This window comes from Streptomyces sp. NPDC090106, from assembly GCF_044747265.1.
Lineage (GTDB): Bacteria > Actinomycetota > Actinomycetes > Streptomycetales > Streptomycetaceae > Streptomyces.
On the sequence record NZ_JBIVDS010000024.1, the window covers coordinates 1 to 19,664 of the forward strand.

Genomic DNA, 19,664 nt, shown 5'->3' on the forward strand with positions numbered 1-19,664 from the left:
CTGCCGACGCTGATCAGCGGTGACATCGCCCTCACCTCGACCCCGCCGAAGGACGGGGCCGGTGCCCGGGCGCAGGTCGTCCGGCGCCAGCCTGACGGAAGCTGGCTGCGCCTGCTCGACCAGCCCGAGTTCGTCCCACCCACCCACTGATCCCTCGCCTCCGTGAGTTCGCGGAACGGAAGGCTGTCGGGCGTGACCCCGAAGGGTCGGTACCCCCCGTGTCAAGGAGTTGATCCGTGGGTTCGTGGTGAAGGTGCGGGGCCGGTTTCCGACGACCGGCGCTACGTCTGGTGGTCGTCCCCAGAGACCACCGGGCGGATACTCTCCGTGGCTGAGGCGCTCGACCACTTCCCGGCGGCAACAATCGACGGTCTCAACGCCTCCGCCGTTCACAGCCGAGGCGGCACACATCCGACGCTGCAGACGTGCCCCGGCCCTGCTGCGTCGGCAGGAGAGCGGCGCAGCAAGGCGGCTTCTATGAAGGCCAGAGGGCTACTGCAGGACGTTGAACTCGGCGATGGACCAGTAGTGGTTGGCCGAGGTTCCGGTCTGGTGGACGTTGATGTAGCGGGCGGTAGTGGATGGCAGGGGGATGGTCACGGCATTGCCGTGGGGTGTGCCTGAGGCGGCGAGGGTCCAGCCGTCGCCTGTCGAGGTGTACACCTGGTAGCCGCGGGGATAGTCGCCCTCGTCGTTGTCGATCGAGCCGGCGGCGATCAGCTGGACTGCGGTGATGGTTCTGGTGGAGCCGAGGTCGACCTGGAACCACTCGTTGCCGCTCTGTGCGGTGCCGTCGCTCCAGCGGGTGTTGAGGAGTCCGTCAATCGCGTTGGCGGCGTCGCCGCCGGCGGCGGACGCGTCGGTGCTCCATCCCGAGTGGGACAGCGAGGTTCCGGCCGGTGCAGTGACGGGCTGGGTCTGCAGCCGCGCCTCGGTGACCGACCAGGAGCTGCCGGCGCTGTAGGCGCCCGTGAGGGTCACGCGGACGTAGCGGGCGTCCAGGCTGGGCCAGGACGCGGTCGTCTCGGCGGCCAGGCCGTTCCCGGTGTGGACGGTGGTCCAGTTCTGGGCGTCGAGGGACGTCTTGACGGTGAAGGAGCCAGGCGCCGTACCGGTGGATGCCGACGACAGATCCACACCGCTGATCCGGCCCACGCTGCCGGTGTCGATCTGGAACCACTGTCCGGACGTCTGCGCGGTGCCGGTGGACCAGCCTGTGGAGGAGGAACTGTCGAGTGCGTCGGCCGCGGAGGTGCTGTTCAGCGACGCGGAGGCCGTCCAGCCGGTCCGGGACTTGTGCGCGGGGCTCGCGTCGTAGGCGTGGATCTCCCCGATCGACCACCAGTGGTCCGAGGCTGCGGCGGTGAGGGTGACGCGTACGTAGCGGGCGGTGGCGGTGGGGAAGTCGATCTGGGTCTGCTGCCCGACCGCTGAGCCTGAGGCGACCGGCGCCGTCCAGGTGTCGCCGTCGGTGGAGAGGGTGAGCGCATAGCCTCGGGGGTGGTCGCCGCTGCTGCTCCCGGTGTCGAGGGCGAGACGGTTGACCTGCTGGTTCAATCCGAGGTCGAGGGTGAAGGACTGGCCCGCGCTCTGTGCGGTGCCCGTCGTCCAGCGGGTGTCGGGGTTCCCGTCGATGGCGTAGGCGGGGTCGCCTCCGCTCTGCGTGATCGACGCCGAGGCCCCGGAGGGGGTGAGCAGGCCGAGCTCCGAGTCGTAGAGGGAGAGCTGTCCGATGCTCCACCAGTGGGCGGCGGCGCTGGTCAGGGTGAGTTTCAGGTAGCGCGCCGTCTGCCGGGCGAGGGGGATGTTCGTCAGGCCCGTGGTGCCGGTGAAGGATCCGGCCGCCGACCAGGTGGTGCCGTCCGTGGAGGTGGAGATGCTGAAGGCGGCGGGAGAGTCGCCCGGGAGGGATCCCTGGTTCAGCGTGACCTGGTCGAAGGTCTTGGCGCTGCCGAGGTCGACGGTGAACGTGTCTCCGGCGGTCTGGTCGGCGCCGCTCGTCCACACGGTGGAGGTCTGGCCGTCGACCGCCTGGTAGGGGGTGTGGCCGGAGTGGACCGCGCTGGCCGTCGCGGTGGAGCCGCTCAGGGCGACAGTGCTGCCGGTGGACGGGGTGTAGACGTAGGTCGCGATGGTGTCGCCGGGGAGGGTGTCGGTGAACTGGCCGTCGGGGGTGGCGACCCGGAACTGGACCGCGGGGGTGTTCTGTACGGCGCTGTTCTGCGAGGTGGGGATGCGGTTGACCGCGACGACGACGATGGTGCCGTCGGGGTTGCGGAAGGCGACGTTGGACAGGTTGCCCGACAGTGTTCCGGTGCTGTCGATGCGTTGGGCGCCCGGCTGTATGTACCGGGAGAACTGTCCGAAGCTGTAGTACCAGCCGTTGAGGTCGTAGTCCTCGGGGTCCGAGGTGTTCAGTGACAGCAGCGACGGTGTGTAGAAGTCCGGGTTGGTGCTGGAGGCGCTCTGCCAGTATCCCGGTCCGGGGCCGGGCTGGAACTGGTACATGGTGGCCCAGCCGGTGTAGCTGGAGATGTCGTGGCGGAAATATTCGACGAGGCGGTCCGCGCCGTTGGTGATCTCCGTCAGGTGCATGGACTTGTCGGGGTACTGGGCCTTGACCGCGCTGGGCTGCCAGAGCTGGGTGCCGGCGTAGTTGTGGAATCCGAGGCCGTCGACGTCGTCGGAGACGGCAGGGTCGGCGAGGGTGGCGTCGCTGTAGGGGAAGGTGTTCTGCTCGTTGTCGTCCAGGCCCCAGATCCGCACGTCGAGACCGGCCGCGTCGAGGGCGGAGGCGAGTTCGACGGCGAAGTCGGCCTGTTCGGCGGGGGTGAAGCAGGTGGAGGGGTAGTCCATGCTGATCGCGGGCTCGTTCTGCAGGGTGACGGCCTCGATCGGGATGCCCTGCGCCGCGTACGCCTGGAGGTACTTGACGTAGTACTGGGCGAGGACGGGGTAGTAGTCGACGCTGGAGCCGGTGTCGGCGCCGTGCATGACACGGGGCTGTGATCCGTCCGTCGGGCAGTTGCCCGTCTTTGTGCCGATGATGGAGCCGGTGGTCTTCATCCAGGCCGGGGGTGACCACATGGAGGCGAAGAAATTCGTCCGCGGGTTGATGTCCAGGATCTGCCGCAGGAGGTCGATCTGGCCCGAGTCGATGTCCTTCTGGATGGAGAAGTGGTCCAGCGTGGGGTCGGGGGTGCCGCCGTTGTCGTCGTAGGTCCAGTAGTTGGGTACGGCGGAGCAGAAGTCGGCGCAGCCGATCGTCAGCCGCATGAGGTTGAAGTTGTTGCCCGTGGTGGGGTTGAACAGGGCGTCCAGTGCGGATGCGCGGTTCGTGGCGGACAGTTGCTGAAGGTTGTAGACGGTGGTGTTCTCCAGCGAGTCCCCGAAGCCGTCCCAGGACTGGTAGGTCTGCGAGGGGTCGACGGTGATGGTGGGGAGCGCGGACTGGTTGTCGCTGACCGGGGTGAGCTCCGCTGACGGCTGGGTGGTCAGCCGGTAGGTCGTCGAGGCGTCGTTGTAGGAGCTGTAGACGACCTTGACGCTGGTCGCGGGGGTGTCCGAGGCGGCGGCATGGCTGGTTGTGGACGGCACGGTCAGGGTGGTGAGTGCGAGCAGGGTGGCGGCGACGAGCGTTCTCAGGCGGGTGGCGGTCGGTGCGGGGTGCGGCAGCATCGGTCTCCTCGTCGAGTGCGATGGCATGCGGTCACGCCCGGAGCGATGTCGGCTCCGGGCGGCGGTGCGGTGGCGCCTTTAGGGGCAGGGTCGCCGGGCCGGTCGGCTTGCCTTGCCGGACCCCGGCTCCGGTCGTTCGGCGCGCGTCCGCCCCGGACCGGGGCGGACGGTTGGGGGCGGCCCGGTGGTCCGGCAGGCTCGTGGCCTGCCGGAGCACCGGCGCTCGGTGCTGTCAGGCGCGTTGGTCGGCTGGGAGCTGGCGCTCGTTTGCGGGCTGCTGAGGAATTCGCGTCAGTCGAAGTCCTCGATGCGCCACTCGTCGTGCCAGTGGATGAGGGGCCGGTCGCCGTCGAAGGTGATCGGCAGCCAGACGTAGTCGGCGATCGAGGTGTCGGGATCGATGAACTCGTCCGGGGCGTCCGCTTCGATCGTGGCGCGGTCCTCTCCGGCGAACATGCGGCGGAACAGCTCCGTCTGGTTGGAGCGTTCGGCCGGCAGCGTCGGAAGCCACCGGTCGGCGATCGCGATGTACAGGTCCTTCTTGTGCGGGTGCTTGAAGACGGAGCTGAGCTGGGAGCGGTAGGAGGTCCTGCTGTCGTCGTCCGGGTGCGTGTCGCCGAGCACCTGCCAGGGGCCGTGGTACGACGGGGCCACAGCGGCCTCGGAGGGGTTGGGGAAGTAGCCGCTGGTGCCCGAGGTAATGAGGTAGTGCTGGGATCCGCGGCGGAAGTGGGCCGGGGCCTCCCGGACGAACGGGGGCTGCGGCTGCGGGAAGTGCGTCGAGTAGTAGCCGGTGACGTCGGTGTAGTCGGCCGTGAGGTCCGCGCAGATCAGTTCGCTGTGCACGCGCTCGAAGTAGTAGTAGGCCTTGCCGTCGGTGGGTTCGACGACCAGGTCGAAGTCGCCCGCGTTCATGCCCAGCGGCCGGAACGCCTCATGGACGACCTTGTAGGGACCCAGCAGGCTGTCGGCGACGAGAACTGTGGACAGCTGGGTACTGGCGTCCCCCTCCCCCATGACCTTGATCCAGCACACGTATTTGCCGGTGTGGGGGTTCTTGATGATGTGCGGGCGGTCCATGCCCGCGCCCGGGTGCAGCGGCGAAGACGGGTCCTCGGGCGTCGGCGGGATGATCACACCCTCGTCGTGCCAGTTGTACAGGTCCGTGCTGGAGTAGCAGCGCACCCCCCAGTGCCAGATGCCGCTGCCGCGGTGGCTGTGTTCCTTGTTCTCCCCGTACCAGTAGAAGACGCCGTCGTCGTGGAGGACCGACCCGCCGTGGGCCTGGATCCGGTTGCCGGCGGTGTCGAGCCACGGTTGGCCGGGGCGGATGGAGGTCAACGTCATGGAACTGTCTCCGTAGTTCAGGGGGACTCGGCGGGCGCGCCGATGAGGGACGGGACGGGCGGGTGCCACTCGCCGGTGTCCGGCAGGTAGGCGGATTCGATGTCGTGTTCGCCGGGGGCCAGTTGACGGGGTCCGGGTTCTCCCGGCACCCACACCTGGGCGGTGGTGGACGGTGGCACCGTGACGTGCAGGCGGAAGGTGCTGCCGTCGCGGCGCCATGAGACGCCGGCCCTGCCGTAGGGGGTGAGATGGGTGGCGGCGGCGTGGGTCAGACCGCCGCCGAGAACCGGGCGGACGGTGAAGGTGCGCCAGCCGGGCTCGGTGGCGTGGATGCCTGCGACGTGGCGGTGGAGGCTGTCGGCGACGGCGCCCAGCGCGTAGTGGTTGAACGACGTCATGTCGCCCGGGTTGATCGATCCGTCCGGGAGCATGCTGTCCCACCGCTCCCAGATGGTCGTCGCGCCCTGTGAGACCGGGTACAGCCAGGACGGCGACTGGTCCTGCAGGAGAAGCGCATAGGCCTCTTCCACATGGCCGGTGGCGATGAGTGCCTCGAAGACCAGCGGGGTGCCGACGAATCCGGTGGCGATGTGGAAGCCGTTGTCGGCGACCAGGCGGGCCAGCCGTCTGCCCGCGTGTGCGCGCTCTTCGTCGTCTCGCATCAGGTCGAAGCAGAGGCAGACGGCGTGCGAGGTGACGGTGTCGTTGAGGACGGTCCCGTCAGCGCCGAGATAGGCGGCCCTGAAGCCGTGCAGGGCGTGCTCGGCGAGGCGTTCGTAGGTGCGCGCGTCGTCGTCGTGGCCCAGGACGCCCGCGGTGCGGGCGAGGATGCGTGCCGTGCGGATGTGGTAGGCCGAGGCGATGAGGTGCCGGTCGGTCCGTGACAGCCCGGGGTCCTCCGGAGGGGCCGCGGGGTCGAGCCAGTCGCCTAGCTGGAATCCCTCGCTCCAGCGCCCGTCGGGGCCGGCGAGCGAGGCCACCAGATCGACCCAGGCCTTCATGCTCGGGTACTGGTCGCGCAGGATGCGCGCATCGCCGTCGTTGAGGTACATCTCCCACGGGACGATCACTGCGGCGTCGCCCCAGGCGGCGGTGGGATGGTTGGGGAAGCCGCACTCGACCCAGGGGACGAAGTTCGGCACATGGCCCTGCTCCGCCTGTTCGTGGGCGACGTCGCGCAGCCAGCTGGTCAGCACGCCGTGCGCGGCGAACAGGAACAGGGCCGTGGGGGCGAAGACCTGGATGTCGCCTGTCCAGCCGAGCCGCTCATCTCGCTGGGGGCAGTCCGTGGGCAGGTCGACGAAGTTGTCGCGCATGCTCCAGACCACGTTGCTGTGCAGGCGCTCCAGACGGGGGTCTGAGGCGGAGAACCAGCCTGTGCGCGGCATGTCCGAGTGCACGACGAGCGCTTCTACGTCGATGTCGGCGCCGGACGGCCAGTTCTCCAGTTCGGCGTATCGGAAGCCGTGCACGGTGAACCTCGGCGACCACTCCTGGGGCTTGCCGTCGCCGATGAAGGTGTCGACGGAGGTGGCGGAGCGCAGCGGCCGGACGCCCAGACGGCCTTCTTCGAGGACCTCGGCATGGTGCAGCCGGATGCGGTGCCCCTCGGAGGCGGTCACACGTATGCGGAGCGTTCCGGCGATGTTCTGCCCGAAGTCCAGGCGGACCCGTCCGTCGGGAAGGGTCGTGACGGAGACCGGGCGCAGTCGCTCGGTGACGACGACCGGTGGTCCGGGCGGCGCCTCCAGGGCGGCGGGGAAGTCCTCCGTCGCCAGGGCCTGTGTCGGCTCCCAGCCCGAGGTGTCGTGGCCGGGGCGGCTCCAGTTCGCGGGCAGCAGCCGGGCGTCGTAGGTCTCGCCCTCGTACAGTCCCACCGCGGTGATGGGCGAGGTGGTCCAGCGCCAGTTCCCGGCGAGGGGGATGCGCCGTACCGTGCCGTCGAGGAGGGTGATCTCCCATTGGACCAGGAGCGCGACGTCGTCGCCATAGGCGTTCCACACGCCGCCGTCGAAGCCGATCCGGCCGCGGTACCAGCCGTCACCGAGCCATGCGCCGAGCACGTTGGCGCCCGGTTCGAGCAGGTGGGTGACGTCGTAGGTCTGGTAGCGCAGGCGGTGGCGGTAGCTGCTCCATCCTGGGGCCAGGATCGACTCGTCGGCGCGGCGGCCGTTGATCTCCAGTTCGTAGACGCCGTGCGCGGTGGCGTAGACCCGTGCGCGGCGGATGTCGGACGGGCGGATGCCCCACTGGTTCAGGTCGGTCTCGGCGCGCAGCAGGTAGGCGGGGCGCAGGGTGTCGGTGCCGGCAGAACCGGACGGGGAGACGAAGGGCTCCTGCCAGTCGTTCCGCTCGATCAGGCCGGCCTCGATGGTGAAGGGCGTGGACCAGGGCCCCTGGTGAGGGGTGGCGGCCCGGACGCGGACCGTCACGCGTTCGCGTGAGCGCAGCGGGGCGAAGGGCCACTCGATCAATCGGGTGCCGGTGGTGCGGTGGTGGTCGGCGTCGCCGTTCTCGCGGATGAGTTCGATGTCGTAGGTGTCGGCGCTGCCGTCCGTGGTCCAGGACAGCCGCGGTGCGGTCTCGTCGATACCGGCGGCGTCGGCGCCGCGGCGGTTCTCCGCCCAGATGGTGGTGATGGTGGTGGGGTTCATCATTTGACCGCTCCTGCGGTCAGTCCTTCCATGATGCGTTTGTTGAGGAAGAGGTAGATCGCGAGGGTGCCGAACACGCTCACGCAGATCGCGGCGAACAGTGGGCCGTAGGCGATCTGGCCGTAGTTCCCGGTGAAGTTGAGCAGGCCGACCTGGATGGTCTGCAGCTGTGAGCTGTTGGTGAAGGTCAGTGCGACCAGCAGGTCGTTCCACAGGAAGAAGAACTGCACCAGCCCGATGGTGAAGACCGCGTTGCGCACCAGTGGGAAGCCCACCGACCAGTACGTGCGCAGGATGCTCGCCCCGTCGAGGGTCGATGCCTCGAAGACCTCCCGCGGCACGGCGCGGAAGTAGGTGGCCATGAAGAAGACGGTGAGGGGCAGCCCGCCGGCCGTGTAGGTGATGATCAGCGGCCACAGGGTGCCGGTCAGGTGGGTCTGGTAGTAGATGGTGAACAGCGGCAGCAGGGTCATCTGGCCGGGCACGAGGATGCCGGCCAGGAAGAGCAGCAGGAGCGTGCTGCGGCCTTTGAACACCATCACCTGCAGGCCGAAGCCGGTCGCCACACCGAGCACGATCGTCAGCACCAAGGCGGGGACGACGGCGATGGCGCTGTTGAGGATGTAGCTGCCCATCTGCCCGGTGGTGAAGGCGTCGACGTAGTTCTGGAAGTGGAGCGAGTCCGGCAGTGCCCAGAACGGCTCGCTGAGGAACTCCGCCTGGGTCTTGAAGGAGTCGAGCAGCAGCCACAGCAGCGGGTACACCTCGATGACCAGCAGCAGGGCGATGGCGCACCAGAGCGGGACGCGCCGTGCGGCATTGCGTGCCAGACGCCGGGGATGCGAGGGGGCGGTGTGGGTCACGGTGCCTCTCAGACGATCTCGCGCCGCTGCGCGCGGAAGACGAACACGGTGACGATCAGGCACAGCAGGGTGAGCACGAAGGCGAGGGTGCTGCCGTAGCCGTAGTCCCCGTAGGTGAAGGCGGTCTGGTACATGTAGAGCGTCAGCGGGGTGGTGCTGAAACCCGGGCCGCCGTTGGTCAGGGCGAGCACGGAGTCGAAGACCTTGAGGGTCCCGTTGATGCTGAAGATCACGGCGGAGAGCAGGACCGGGGCTGTCAGCGGGAGCACCATGTGGCGGATCAGCTTCGCTCCGCTCGCACCGTCGAGGCGGGCTGACTCCAGGACGTCCTGCGGGATGTCGACGATGCCGGCGAACAGCAGGACGGCGTAGAAACCCATCGAGCGCCAGACGTCCATCAGGAGGATGACCCAGAACGCGGTGCCGCCGCTGCCGAACCAGTCCGGTGCGGACATTCCGACGGACTCGATGGCCGCGTTGGCGGGGCCGGTGGTGGGCGCGGTCTGGAAGACCTGCTGGAACAGCAGCGCGACGGCCACCGTGGGCAGCACTACGGGGAAGAAGACCAGGGTGCGGATGAGCGCCGACCCGCTCTGGAGCCAGAAGTAATACATCAGCGCGAGGAGGTAGCCCATGGCGACCTGGCACACCGTCAGCAGAACCGCGTATTTGACGGTGAACCACAGTGCGCTGTGGGCGTTGGGGTCACTCAGGAACGTGCTGAAGTTCGACAGTCCCGCGAACTGGAATCCGGTGACGATGCTGCCGTGGAAGAACATGTAGCCCAGCGACCACACGAGGGGAACCAGCGTGATCAGGGAGTAGAGCAGAAGCGAGGGGCCGATGAGCAGCAGGATGGCGCGCCGGTCCCCGAGAACGCTTTTCATGGTGGACGACCTTGTTTCGTCAGCGGCGGCTGCTGGCCGCCGGTCGTGCGGAACCCGGGGATACCGGGAGAAGCGGCTCGGCTCAGCCGGCGTTCTGGACCGACTGCATGAACTGTTCGGGGCTGACGGAGCCGGTGGCCAGCTGGGCTGCCTTCTGCTGGCTCGTGGTGGTCTGCTTGGCGCTGAACAGTGCCTCGAACCACAGGACACTCTGCGAGATGCCCGCCACCCTCTCCTGGACCAGCTTGGTCAGGGGGTCGAGGTCGTCGGGCACTTCGGTCACCTTGAAGCCGGAGACGACACCGCCGTTGGCGAGCGCGATGTTGCCGTAGTTGGCCGCGATGCACTTCATCCAGGCCTGCGTGTTCGAGCCGTAGGCGGACTGCGCGAACATCACCGGGATACCGATGTTCGAGGGGGTGTCATCGATGCTGCCCTTGCCGCCGGCCACTGCCGGGAAGGGGAAGAAACCGATGTTGGACTTGCCGATGGTCGTGGCGTTCTCGTCCGCGAAGTTCGACAGCGTCCAGCTGCCGTTGTACATCATGGCCGCCTGGCCGGTACCGAAGAGACTCTCCATGGTGTTGTAGTCGATGGAGGACGGCGACTTGCCGAAGTAGCCGGCCTTGCCGTAGTCCGCGACCGCCTTCGCCGCCTCGACATAGGCGTCGTCGGTGAGCTTCGCCTTGCCCTCGGAGACGTCCTTGAGGGCGTCGACACCGAGCGTGCGGTACAGGTAGTTGCTGACCAGGCGGGTGATGGTCCAGCCGTCCTTGCCGTCCGTGGCCATCGGCTGGACGCCGGCCTTTTGCAGCCTGTCAGAAGCAGCGACGAAGTCGTCCCAGGTGGTGGGGACTTCGATGCCGTGCTCGGCGAAGATCTTCTTGTTGTACCAGACGCCCTCGATGTTGAACTCCGTCGGCATCACGTAGGAGTCCTCCGTCCCGTACAGCTCGGTGATCACCGACTGCGCGGCGGGCAGGATGTCCGAGGAACCGTCGCCCAGGGCCTTGGTGACGTTGACCAGCTTGCCGGTCTTGATGAAGTCCTTCATCAGGCTCGGGGTTCCCGACGCGGTCGTCATCGTCGAGAGCGCGTTCTGCCCCGCCTGCAACTGGAGCGTCTGGTCGACGGTCGTTCCCGGCGTGGTGGTGACAGTCAGCTTCTGCGCCGCGTTCTCCGCCTTGCACTGATTACCCGCGGCGATCTTCAGTACATCCCTGATCTGGGTGTTGGTGTCGGCGGACAAGTAGCGGAAGGCCTCGCTCCCGGATGCCGAGCCGGACGCGCCGCTCCCGCCGGAACAGCCCGCCGCCACCATGGTCGCGACACAGACGCCGAGCGCGGTGACGACTCTGACGTGGCGACGGCGCATACGGATCCCAGACATGTTTCCTCCTTGAACCACACAACGGGCCACCGCAAGCACTCAGACAACCTCTGAGCTGCGACTTCGTGAATTTGCGCGCTCCAAAATTTGCGCGCTCCAAGGAGCATCGGTCATGAGAGCATGGGTGTCAACACTCGGTAACATCCCGATTTCCAATGCCCTGCGACCGACGGAGAACGATGCCGCAACGCCCCTCCACGCCGAGCATGTCCGACGTCGCCCGCCGCGCAGGCGTCTCCCGCGGCACGGTCTCCAACGTGCTCAACGCACCGCACGTGGTACGCCCCCAGGTACGCGAACGTGTGCTCGCCGCCATCGCGCAGCTCGGCTACGTCCGCAACGAGAGCGCCCGCACCCTCGCCGCCGGGTCCAGTCGCGTCATCGGGATCGTGCTGGCCGACCTCGGCAACTCCCTCTTCGTCGACCTCGCCCGCGGCGCCGAGGAACTGGGCGCCGCACACGGCATGAAAGTGGTGATCGTCGACAGCGCCATCGACGCCGAGCGCCAACGCGAGGCCCTCGCGCTCTTCCGTGAGCTGCGCGCCGCCGGAGTGATCCTCACTCCGCTCAATCCCGTCGACGAAACCCTCAAAGCACCTCCCGGAGGTGCACCGCTGGTCCTGGCCGACCACACCCACCCGCACTGGGACGGCTCGTCCGTGACCACAGACGAACGCCTCGGAGGACTGCTCGCTACCCGGCACTTGCTGCAACTGGGCAGACGGCGACTGCTGTTCGCCGGCTGCACGGGAAACGTGAAGGTCATCGACGAACGGCACGCGGGAGCCGCAGCGGCAGTCGCGGAAATACCAGGAGCAACCCTCACCACCTTGACCGCCGAGGGCCTGGAGATCGCTTCAGGACGCGACATCGCCCGACAAGCCCTGCAGGTGCGAAAACCGTTCGACGCGATCTTCGCAGCAACCGACCTCATGGCCGTGGGATGCATCCAGGTCCTCAGGAGCGCCGGCGTACGGGTGCCGGAGGACGTCGCCGTCGTGGGCTTCGACGACAACCGCTTCGCCTCCGAGGACGCCATCCCGATCTCCACCATCGCCAAGAACGCGCACCGCGTGGGAGAGGAAGCCATGCGGCTCGTACTCGACGCGCTCTACGAAGCGGACACGGCTCCGCGCCAAGTGGTACTTGAGCCCGAACTCGTGGCTCGTCAGAGCAGTCTGGGCTCCGCCGTGCAAGCGCTGTAACCAATCAGCGCGGCTCTTCCTGGTCACTTCAGCTGCCAGCAGCTGAGCAAAGTGCTAGGTCATGCAGGCCCCACACGAACGAAGATCGAATCGGGCCTGAAGCGATGAGCCACCCCAGTGAGAGCTCACAACACGATCTTGTTGAGATGCGCGGGCCGGGCGGGACCGATGCGACGATTCAGCCTATTCGGGAGGGCGTGAGCGCTCGGCCGTTCATCGTGGATGACGATGCGTGGGCGCTGATCAAACCGCCGCTGCCGCGACTAGAGCGGTCACCTCGGAGCCCGTCGCATAAAGGACAGGCCAGCACGCGATGCAGTCCCTGTGCAGATGAGTCAGGAGAATCCCACGCGCGTTCGCCAGAGACGCGCCTGGGATGCCCTCGACGCCAAGACCTGCCGCCACCTGCTCGTCACACACAAGGGTGCAGAAAGGGGCAAAAATTTGCGTACACGGCAGTCCAATTGAGCTGCGGCGTAGCAATGCTGGCCCAGCGTTAGGGCAGGAGCGAGGATCGCAGGGGTGGCCGCCGCTCCAAGGAAAGCACCACCTGCCCGATCCGGCAGGTGAGGGGTATGCACGTCAGAGCTGCGGAATCTCCTCGCAGATGTGAAAATCCCTCCCGCGAGGAAGAGTTCATGGCAGGGCGTACCGCGGCGTCGGAGTCGTGTAGTGACTCGCCAAGCGGCAGTGCCGACTCCGGGGGCGGGTTCATTGCCCGTGAACCGGCGCACTGGAGCAGGCCATAAGTACAGATCAGCAAGCTCACGACCGGCCATGGTCGCCAAGTCCTTGTTCAGCATCGACTCGTCCAGCCTCAGGCCCGCCCTCCGGATCATTCACCTCATGAATCACGGCCATCCGACGGGTGGATCAAGCCTCCATACCTGACGATGTCTCTAGCCCCAGTCGCCGGTCCTGGCCCATCTCCGCTTCATGGCGCACCAACCGGAACCACATGAACATGACGAAGCCGCCAAACACGAACCACTCGATGGTGTACCCGAGGTTCTGAAACGCCCTCAGGTCGAGTCCGCCGCTGGACACGCCTTCCACCACGGCCTTCTGCAGTCCCAAGTCGGGAGCAGTGAGGGAGACCCAGGCGTCGTACACCTTGTGCGGCACCTTGTTGACCAGCGAAGCGGCGCTGATCACGCCGACCTGCCCCTCAGGGAGTCCGCCCTGCGCGCTCACTCCGTTCTCGCCGGGCACCTCGGACGCCTGGAGAGCGCCGGTAACCGTCACCGGTCCGCTCGGGGCCGCCGGCACCTTGGCCGCGTCAGCCTGACCGGGAAGCCATCCCCGCACCACGGGAAGCACCGATCCCTTTTCAATTCGCAGCAGCCCCAGAACGTAGAAGCCTGCCCCGTCGTTCTGCCACCGATCGGGAACCACCAACTGGCCGACGTAGCGCCCCTCGGCATGGACGCGTTTACCTAGGGTCGACTGGGTCACCGGCAGCATCGAGGTAACGGGGTGCGCCGCTTCGGCCGCGGGAGATTTCGCCAGTTCCTTGGCTGCACGACTGTGGTGGACACGGTCCTCGAATCGACTCAGCTGCCACGAACCCATGTAGAGACACAAAGGGATGGCCAGCAAAGCGAAAAGCGTGCCAGCTACCCATTGCGGGCGCAGAAGGAAGCGATACATGACGACAACGCTACGGAAGCCAAACAGGTTCCCAGACACGGGGGCACCCGTTTCGCTGAGGTGTCCGTAGTACCCCTGTTGCGATCATGATCTTGTTGCTGGAGTGCGGCGGAGGGCGGGCCGCCGCGGGTCGTCGACAGGATCGAGCCAGCCGACCCAGGCGCCCGCTACTCGAGCGCTCCGAGACTGCGGGCGTCTTTGATCTCGTGGAGTCTGGCAGCCATCGCGGCACGAAGAGCTTCCCCGACCTCCCCGAGCTTGGTGGAGGACAACGCGTCCGCCCTCTCAATCAGATCGTCCCGGGCCACGGTGGTCAACCCTACGATGAGCGGTCATTCACAGCGCAGCGATGCTGTCCAGCTTGCCCGCCTTGGGACCGTCGACCAAGTCGGACACTGCCTCGACGGTCAACTGGACAACACTGGCCAGAGTCATCGATGAGGATGATGCATCGGCCGGGAAGCTGTGCCTGGATCGATGAAGAGGTGAGGCCGCCGCAGTTGCCGCAAACGCGCAACAGGCTGGGCATCCCATCGTGCCGTGGGCTGCCCGCCAAGGACGAGTCAAACGCGGCCCTGCCGCTGGAATATCGACGGCGGAAGGCCTGGCCATCAACACCGCGATATTCACCGTGACCCACGTCACAAGGTTGAGTGATGGGGAACTCCAATCGCAACCGCTGCGACTCCTGAAGCGGTTCGGTCAATCCGGCTGACGCCGCACGACGTGATCGGGAGACCTGGTGAGGGACGAGCCCAGTCAATCCTTCTACGGCAGGAACGCGGGTGCCGCGCTGCGAGGGTTCCCCCCTCCGCCTGCGCTCTGCGGCTTCCTGTTGCTGCTGACGCTGATGTTCACGGTGGCCTACATCGTCGGGACCCATGCAGGACCCGTCGCACCCGGCATGCAGGGAACTGCTAACACCATAAATCAGGATGAAACTGGCTACATTGAGCACAACGGCGGCATGGACATGGACGGGGAAGGGCACTGATGAGCACCGACCCCATGAACATCCTCGTCACCACCGATCTGACCATCGGTGGCATGACCTGCGCGGCCTGCGTGAACCGCGTCGAGAAGAAGCTCGGCAGGCTGGACGGCGTCACGGCAACCGTCAACCTCGCCACCGGGCTAGCCCGGATAAGACATCCAGCGGAGATCAGCCCTCAGGACCTCGTCGAGACCGTGGAGCGGGCCGGTTACACGGCGGCCCTCCCCAGGCCGCTCAGACAGCAGCGACACGAAGACGGCGTCGAGCTTGAGGAAAGCCGTCAAGAGCGTCAGCGGCTGCTGATCACGGCGCTTCTCGCGCTTCCGGTACTGGTGTTGTCGATGGTGCCAGCCTGGCAGTTCCGCAACTGGCAGTGGCTGTGCTTCGTCCTGGCCGCGCCAGTCGCCGTATGGGGCGCATGGCCCTTCCACACACGGGCGCTACGAGGACTGCGGCATGCGGCAGCCACCATGGACACCCTGGTCTCCCTTGGCGTGGTGGCTTCCTTCTCTTGGTCGGCGTACGCACTGTTCCTGGGCGGCGCCGGCGACCCAGGCATGCAGATGCCGTTCAGCCTCGTGCCCTCCTCCGCGGAAGGAGTCGCCCATATCTATCTCGAAGCGGCCGTCGGCGTACCGCTGTTCGTGCTCGCCGGGCGGTTCCTCGAAGCACGCGCCCGACGCGGGACAGGAGCGGCGCTACAGTCACTCGCCGAACTCGGTGCCAAGGAAGTCGCTGTACGGGAAAACGGTGCCGAACGGCTGGTGCCCATCGAGGAGTTGCGAGCCGGCGAGGTTTTCGCCGTGCGGCCCGGAGAGCGAGTCGCCACTGACGGCTTGGTCACGGCGGGCAGTTCGGCGGTCGACCTGTCCCTGGTAACCGGGGAAAGCGAACCGGTGGAAGTCGGCCCCGGCTCGGCCGTGATCGGCGGATCCGTCAACGCCGGTGGACTGCTTCTCGTGCGGGCCACCGCGGTTGGTTCCGACACCCAGCTCGCCCGCATCACACGGCTGGTGACCGAGGCGCAGGCGGGCAAGGCCAAGGCGCAGCGGCTGGCCGACTCGGTGGCCGCGGTCTTCGTGCCGGTGGTACTGGCGCTGGCCGTCACGACCCTCGGATTCTGGCTGGGCGCCGACGCGGATCCGCAGGCGGCAATCACCGCGTGCGTCGCCGTGCTCGTCGTGGCCTGCCCCTGCGCGCTCGGCCTCGCGACACCGACCGCGCTGATGGCTGCGACCGGACGCGGCGCCCAACTCGGCGTCCTGGTCACAGGCCCTCAGTCTCTGGAAGGGCTCCAACATCTTGATGCCGTGGTCCTCGACAAGACCGGCACACTCACCTCGGGCCATATGAGCGTGGCCCGAATATCCGTCGTACCGGACGGGCTTGGGCGGGAGGCTGTACTCCGGCTAGCAGGAGCAGTCGAGCAGGGATCGGAGCATCCCCTCGGACGGGCCATCGCTGCGTACGCCCGGCGGGAACTGGCGGAACCGCTCCCCGAGATGGACCAGTTCAGCTCGATGCCAGGGCGAGGTGTCCGGGGGATCGTCGAGGGGCGACGGGTCGAAGTCCGCGCCCCGGGCGAAGAGTTCCCGGCCGGGCTCTCAGTGCAGCAAGGATCCACGCACACGCCGGTGCTGGTGTACGTGGACGACGTCGCCGAGGCACTTTTTGAGGTTGGTGATGTCGTACGACCGGGCAGTTACCGGGCTGTCGAACGACTTCGCCGGCTCGGCGTGCGACCCGTGCTCGCCACTGGCGACCGTGAGGCACCCGCTGAGGCCGTCGCAAAAACACTGGGCATCAAGGAGGCCCACGCCCGCTGCACACCCGAGGAGAAAGCCGCCCTCGTACGCGACCTTCAGGAGCAGGGCTACCGGGTCGCCGTCATAGGCGACGGCGTCAACGACGCTGCCGCGCTGGCCAGTGCCGACCTGGGGATTGCCATGGGCAGTGGCACCGACGTGGCCATCGGCGCATCGGACGTGACGCTGGTGCGCGGCGACATAGAGGCCCTGGCAGACGCGGTACGGCTGGCCCGGCGCACACTGCGCACGATCCGCGTCAACCTCGTGTGGGCTTTCGGGTACAACGTCATGACCGTGCCACTCGCCATGGTCGGGCTGCTCAATCCGATGGTGGCCGCTGCGGCCATGTCTGCCAGTTCCGTCCTAGTGGTAGGGAACAGCCTGCGGTTGCGGGCCTGGCAGCCCTCGCCCGTGAGGAAGGGGCGTACCCGATGACCGACCGGAGTCTCTGGCGGCCCACCCGCCGTCGGCTTACCGACGCCTTGCTCGCCGCCTTCGTGCCTGTCGCTGCGTTCAGTCTTGCCCTCGGAGGGCTGACGACCTGGGTCACGGCAGGCAAGGCCGGAAGTCCGGCACGGGTCGCTGTGTCGAGCGGCCAGATCCTTCTGCCGTACGGCGACAGCAATCAGACCGCCGCGTTCTTCACCATCACCAACGCCGGCGGTGCGGACGACCGCTTGGTCTCGGTGACATCCTCCGGAGTCGGTGGGGAGATCTACCTCAGTCAGCATCGGATGGTGGGCAGCACGGCCGCCTATCGGGAAAGCGTCGCCTCGATCACCGTGCGGGCAGGCGGCAAACTGTCCATGTCACCACAAGGGCTGGACCTGATCGTGCCGCCGAAGGAAGGATGGGAGGCAGGCGATCTGGTGTCGTTCACTTTCCACTTCGAGCGCAGCGGTCCGGTCAAGACCCTCGCCGCGGTCGCGCTCCCCGTCGATCTCAGCTTCTGACACACCGCTGGCTCCCGAAGGCCAGCAGCCCCCCGACAGGCATCGGGAACGCGGCCTGTCTCGCGGCAACAGCGGTCGACAGCGCTTGCGGTGCGCCAAGTGCTGCTCGCACTGGTCGTGGGTACGCGCCCACGCGGGTCAGCACGCCCGCACTGGACCGCCTGCAGTCGCCGGGGCGCCACGGCTCCTTCCGAGGATCAGGTGTCGCTGGCGGCAGTGTGACATCAGCGCAGTCCTGGTCCCAGCCAAACGCAGGGCGTTGGCGCTCTTCTCCACCAGCGTGTCCCCGCCGCGTACGCCGTGGCGGGGAGGCTCGCACTCGGCGATCACATCCACTTCGCGGGCGAGGATCGCGTTTGACGCCCCTCCATAGAGGCGCTGATCGCAGACGTCGTGCCGCGACGGCGTCGCTGGCACCGCGGCCATCGAACCCGGATGGTGCAAGCAGCGTGTGTACCATCGCGCCGCATCGCCAGCCCGGAAGGCAACGGCTCTCCGCCGGCCCATTCCTTAGCTTCTGACCGATCTCTCACTACAACAATCGTCGGACCAGACACCCAATGAGTTCCACCCCATTCAGGTGACCTGGATCACCTGTTGTTGGTTGAGTGCGTATGCGGGGCCTTATCCGTACCCCCGCATGAACAGGAATGGCCGGATGCAAGGATGAGGCGCCATGACAGCAGGGTGGTGTTCTCGCACAATACGGGCCGCGGTGTTCGCCGCCGTCTGCGTGCTGCTCGCCGCCCTGGGCCACGTCTTGATGTCCGGCACCGACCTGCCCGCGTGGGCGCTGGGTGCCGGAGTGGCCGGAACCGGGACGCTGGGCTGGTGCCTGGCAGGACGTGAGCGCGGGCTACCGACGGTGGTGACCGTAGTAGTCACCGCGCAGACGACACTGCACTGGTCGTTCTCCCTCGCCCAGTCAGCGTCAGGAGCCGCCGCCACGAACATGGCCCACATGGGGTCGATGTCGATGGGCTCCATGGACATGGGCCACATGAGTCACATGGGCACGAGCCACATCGGCGGCATGGATCACATGGGGCATTCCATGGTCATGGACGACGGCGGCTCGTCATCCTTCGGCATGCTCGCCGCCCACCTGATCGCCGCGCTGCTGACCGGCCTGTGGCTGGCCTACGGCGAGAAGGCTACCTTCCGCATCCTGCGGGCGGTCTCCGGATGGTTGGCGGCTCCACTGCGGCTGCCACTCGCCCTCCCAGCCGTCCCGGATCGACCCCGCGTCCGTCGCGCGCGCCCTCGATCGGACCGGGCACCAAGCCTGCGCCTGCTCATCCACGCGATCACATCTCGGGGTCCGCCCCTGGGGACCGCTGTCATCTGACGACAGCTGGATTCCCGAGGCCGCCCGTCTGCGCCTCGGGCCTCGGCTATACGCCCACACAGGCGCCGCAACAGGACCTTGCCGCCGTGCCTGTGTGTTGTAAACCGACTCCCCCTTCACCGGACCGCCCGCGCCCTCGCGCGCCTAGGTCCGGATCACGGATCCGAGAAGGACACCAGGTGATTACCTCTGTTCTGCCCGTGCCGAACCGCCGAAGCGATCCGAAAGCATCGGCCGACGATTCGATAACCGCCTGGGCGCTGGCCGCCCGCGGCGGTGACGCCGACGCAGTCGAACGGTTCGTGCACGCGCTCCACCGTGACGTGCTGCGATACGTCATGCATCTGTGCGGCGACCCCCAGACCGCAGACGATCTGGCGCAGGACACCTTCCTGCGCGCGCTGGGCAGTCTGCACCGATTCGAGGGACGTTCCTCGGCGCGGGCATGGCTGCTGTCCATCGCCCGCCGGGCCGTCATCGACAACTACCGGTACAACGCGGCCCGGCCGCGCCTGGCCGACGTACCGGACTGGCAGATAGCCGTCGAGTACGCCCAACCGAAGGACCTGCCAGGCTTCGACGACGGCGTCGCCCTGCTGGACCTAGTGGCCTCCCTGCCCGACGAGCGCCGCGAGGCTTTCGTCCTCACCCAGATGGTCGGCCTGCCCTACGCGGAGGCCGCCGAGATCAGCGACTGCCCCATCGGCACAGTCCGCTCCCGGGTGGCACGTGCGCGGGCGACCCTGATGGACCTGCTGGACACGACGGAGGAACCCTCCGTCCTCGCAGCGGCCTGAGCTCGATCGCACGAGGGTGCCGGTCCCAGACGGCCCGGCACCCTCATCCTGGAGTGAGCGCCCATGACAGATACACACCCGGACAGGCAC

General features: G+C 67.4%; 13 protein-coding genes and 2 pseudogenes. 7 read left to right on the top strand and 8 right to left on the bottom strand.

What is annotated here, in order from left to right:
• Positions 1-150 (top strand): annotated as a pseudogene (locus tag ACIPSE_RS44230) (DUF4440 domain-containing protein); the annotation flags it as partial.
• A gap of 342 nt (positions 151-492) precedes the next feature.
• On the opposite strand, the gene ACIPSE_RS44235 reads toward ACIPSE_RS44230, so the two are convergent.
• The 6 genes from ACIPSE_RS44235 to ACIPSE_RS44260 all read right to left on the bottom strand — a co-directional run bounded on the left by ACIPSE_RS44235 (position 493) and on the right by ACIPSE_RS44260 (position 10,819).
• Positions 493-3,678 (bottom strand): discoidin domain-containing protein, encoded by a 3,186-nt coding sequence (locus ACIPSE_RS44235; protein WP_401675223.1) that lies wholly within the window; start codon positions 3,676-3,678, stop codon positions 493-495.
• 291 nt (positions 3,679-3,969) lie between these two features.
• Entirely contained in the window at positions 3,970-5,025 is a 1,056-nt protein-coding gene (locus tag ACIPSE_RS44240; RefSeq protein WP_401675225.1) for a family 43 glycosylhydrolase, read from the bottom strand.
• 17 nt (positions 5,026-5,042) lie between these two features.
• Entirely contained in the window at positions 5,043-7,682 is a 2,640-nt protein-coding gene (locus ACIPSE_RS44245) for a family 78 glycoside hydrolase catalytic domain (RefSeq protein ID WP_401675228.1), read from the bottom strand.
• Complete coding sequence (locus ACIPSE_RS44250; RefSeq protein ID WP_401675230.1) at positions 7,679-8,542, bottom strand: carbohydrate ABC transporter permease; 864 nt, start codon at positions 8,540-8,542, stop codon at positions 7,679-7,681. Before ACIPSE_RS44250 ends, ACIPSE_RS44245 begins: the two co-directional genes overlap by 4 nt.
• A gap of 8 nt (positions 8,543-8,550) precedes the next feature.
• Positions 8,551-9,429, bottom strand: a complete 879-nt coding sequence (locus ACIPSE_RS44255) for a carbohydrate ABC transporter permease (protein WP_401675233.1) — start codon at positions 9,427-9,429, stop codon at positions 8,551-8,553.
• 82 nt (positions 9,430-9,511) lie between these two features.
• Complete coding sequence (locus tag ACIPSE_RS44260; RefSeq protein WP_401675236.1) at positions 9,512-10,819, bottom strand: ABC transporter substrate-binding protein; 1,308 nt, start codon at positions 10,817-10,819, stop codon at positions 9,512-9,514.
• Positions 10,820-10,998: 179 nt separating this feature from the next.
• Between ACIPSE_RS44260 and ACIPSE_RS44265 the strand changes: the two genes are divergently transcribed.
• Positions 10,999-12,024: a LacI family DNA-binding transcriptional regulator gene (locus ACIPSE_RS44265; protein WP_401675239.1), complete on the top strand. Its 1,026-nt coding sequence runs from the start codon at positions 10,999-11,001 to the stop codon at positions 12,022-12,024.
• Between the two features lie 873 nt (positions 12,025-12,897).
• On the opposite strand, the gene ACIPSE_RS44270 is transcribed toward ACIPSE_RS44265, so the two are convergent.
• Together ACIPSE_RS44270 and ACIPSE_RS44275 are read right to left on the bottom strand one after the other, a co-directional pair.
• Positions 12,898-13,674 carry an SURF1 family protein gene (locus ACIPSE_RS44270; protein WP_401675241.1) on the bottom strand — a complete coding sequence of 259 codons (777 nt, stop codon included), beginning with the start codon at positions 13,672-13,674 and terminating at the stop codon, positions 12,898-12,900.
• Positions 13,675-13,841: 167 nt separating this feature from the next.
• Positions 13,842-13,991 (bottom strand): annotated as a pseudogene (locus ACIPSE_RS44275) (type II toxin-antitoxin system PemK/MazF family toxin); the annotation flags it as partial.
• Positions 13,992-14,416: 425 nt separating this feature from the next.
• Here ACIPSE_RS44275 and ACIPSE_RS44280 point away from each other — a divergent pair.
• From ACIPSE_RS44280 to ACIPSE_RS44300, 5 genes are all read left to right on the top strand, one after another.
• Positions 14,417-14,668 (top strand): hypothetical protein, encoded by a 252-nt coding sequence (locus ACIPSE_RS44280; protein WP_401675244.1) that lies wholly within the window; start codon positions 14,417-14,419, stop codon positions 14,666-14,668.
• Positions 14,668-16,911, top strand: coding sequence for a heavy metal translocating P-type ATPase (locus ACIPSE_RS44285; RefSeq protein WP_401675246.1), 2,244 nt, complete (start codon positions 14,668-14,670; stop codon positions 16,909-16,911). Before ACIPSE_RS44280 ends, ACIPSE_RS44285 begins: the two co-directional genes overlap by 1 nt.
• The gene (locus ACIPSE_RS44290) at positions 16,908-17,429 is read left to right on the top strand and encodes a copper chaperone PCu(A)C (protein ID WP_401675249.1); all 522 of its coding nucleotides are present in this window, start codon (positions 16,908-16,910) and stop codon (positions 17,427-17,429) included. The genes ACIPSE_RS44285 and ACIPSE_RS44290 overlap by 4 nt, the downstream gene beginning before the upstream one ends.
• A gap of 676 nt (positions 17,430-18,105) precedes the next feature.
• Positions 18,106-18,777: a hypothetical protein gene (locus ACIPSE_RS44295; protein ID WP_401675252.1), complete on the top strand. Its 672-nt coding sequence runs from the start codon at positions 18,106-18,108 to the stop codon at positions 18,775-18,777.
• 179 nt (positions 18,778-18,956) lie between these two features.
• Positions 18,957-19,574 carry a sigma-70 family RNA polymerase sigma factor gene (locus ACIPSE_RS44300; protein WP_401675254.1) on the top strand — a complete coding sequence of 206 codons (618 nt, stop codon included), beginning with the start codon at positions 18,957-18,959 and terminating at the stop codon, positions 19,572-19,574.
• Positions 19,575-19,664 lie beyond the last annotated feature (90 nt).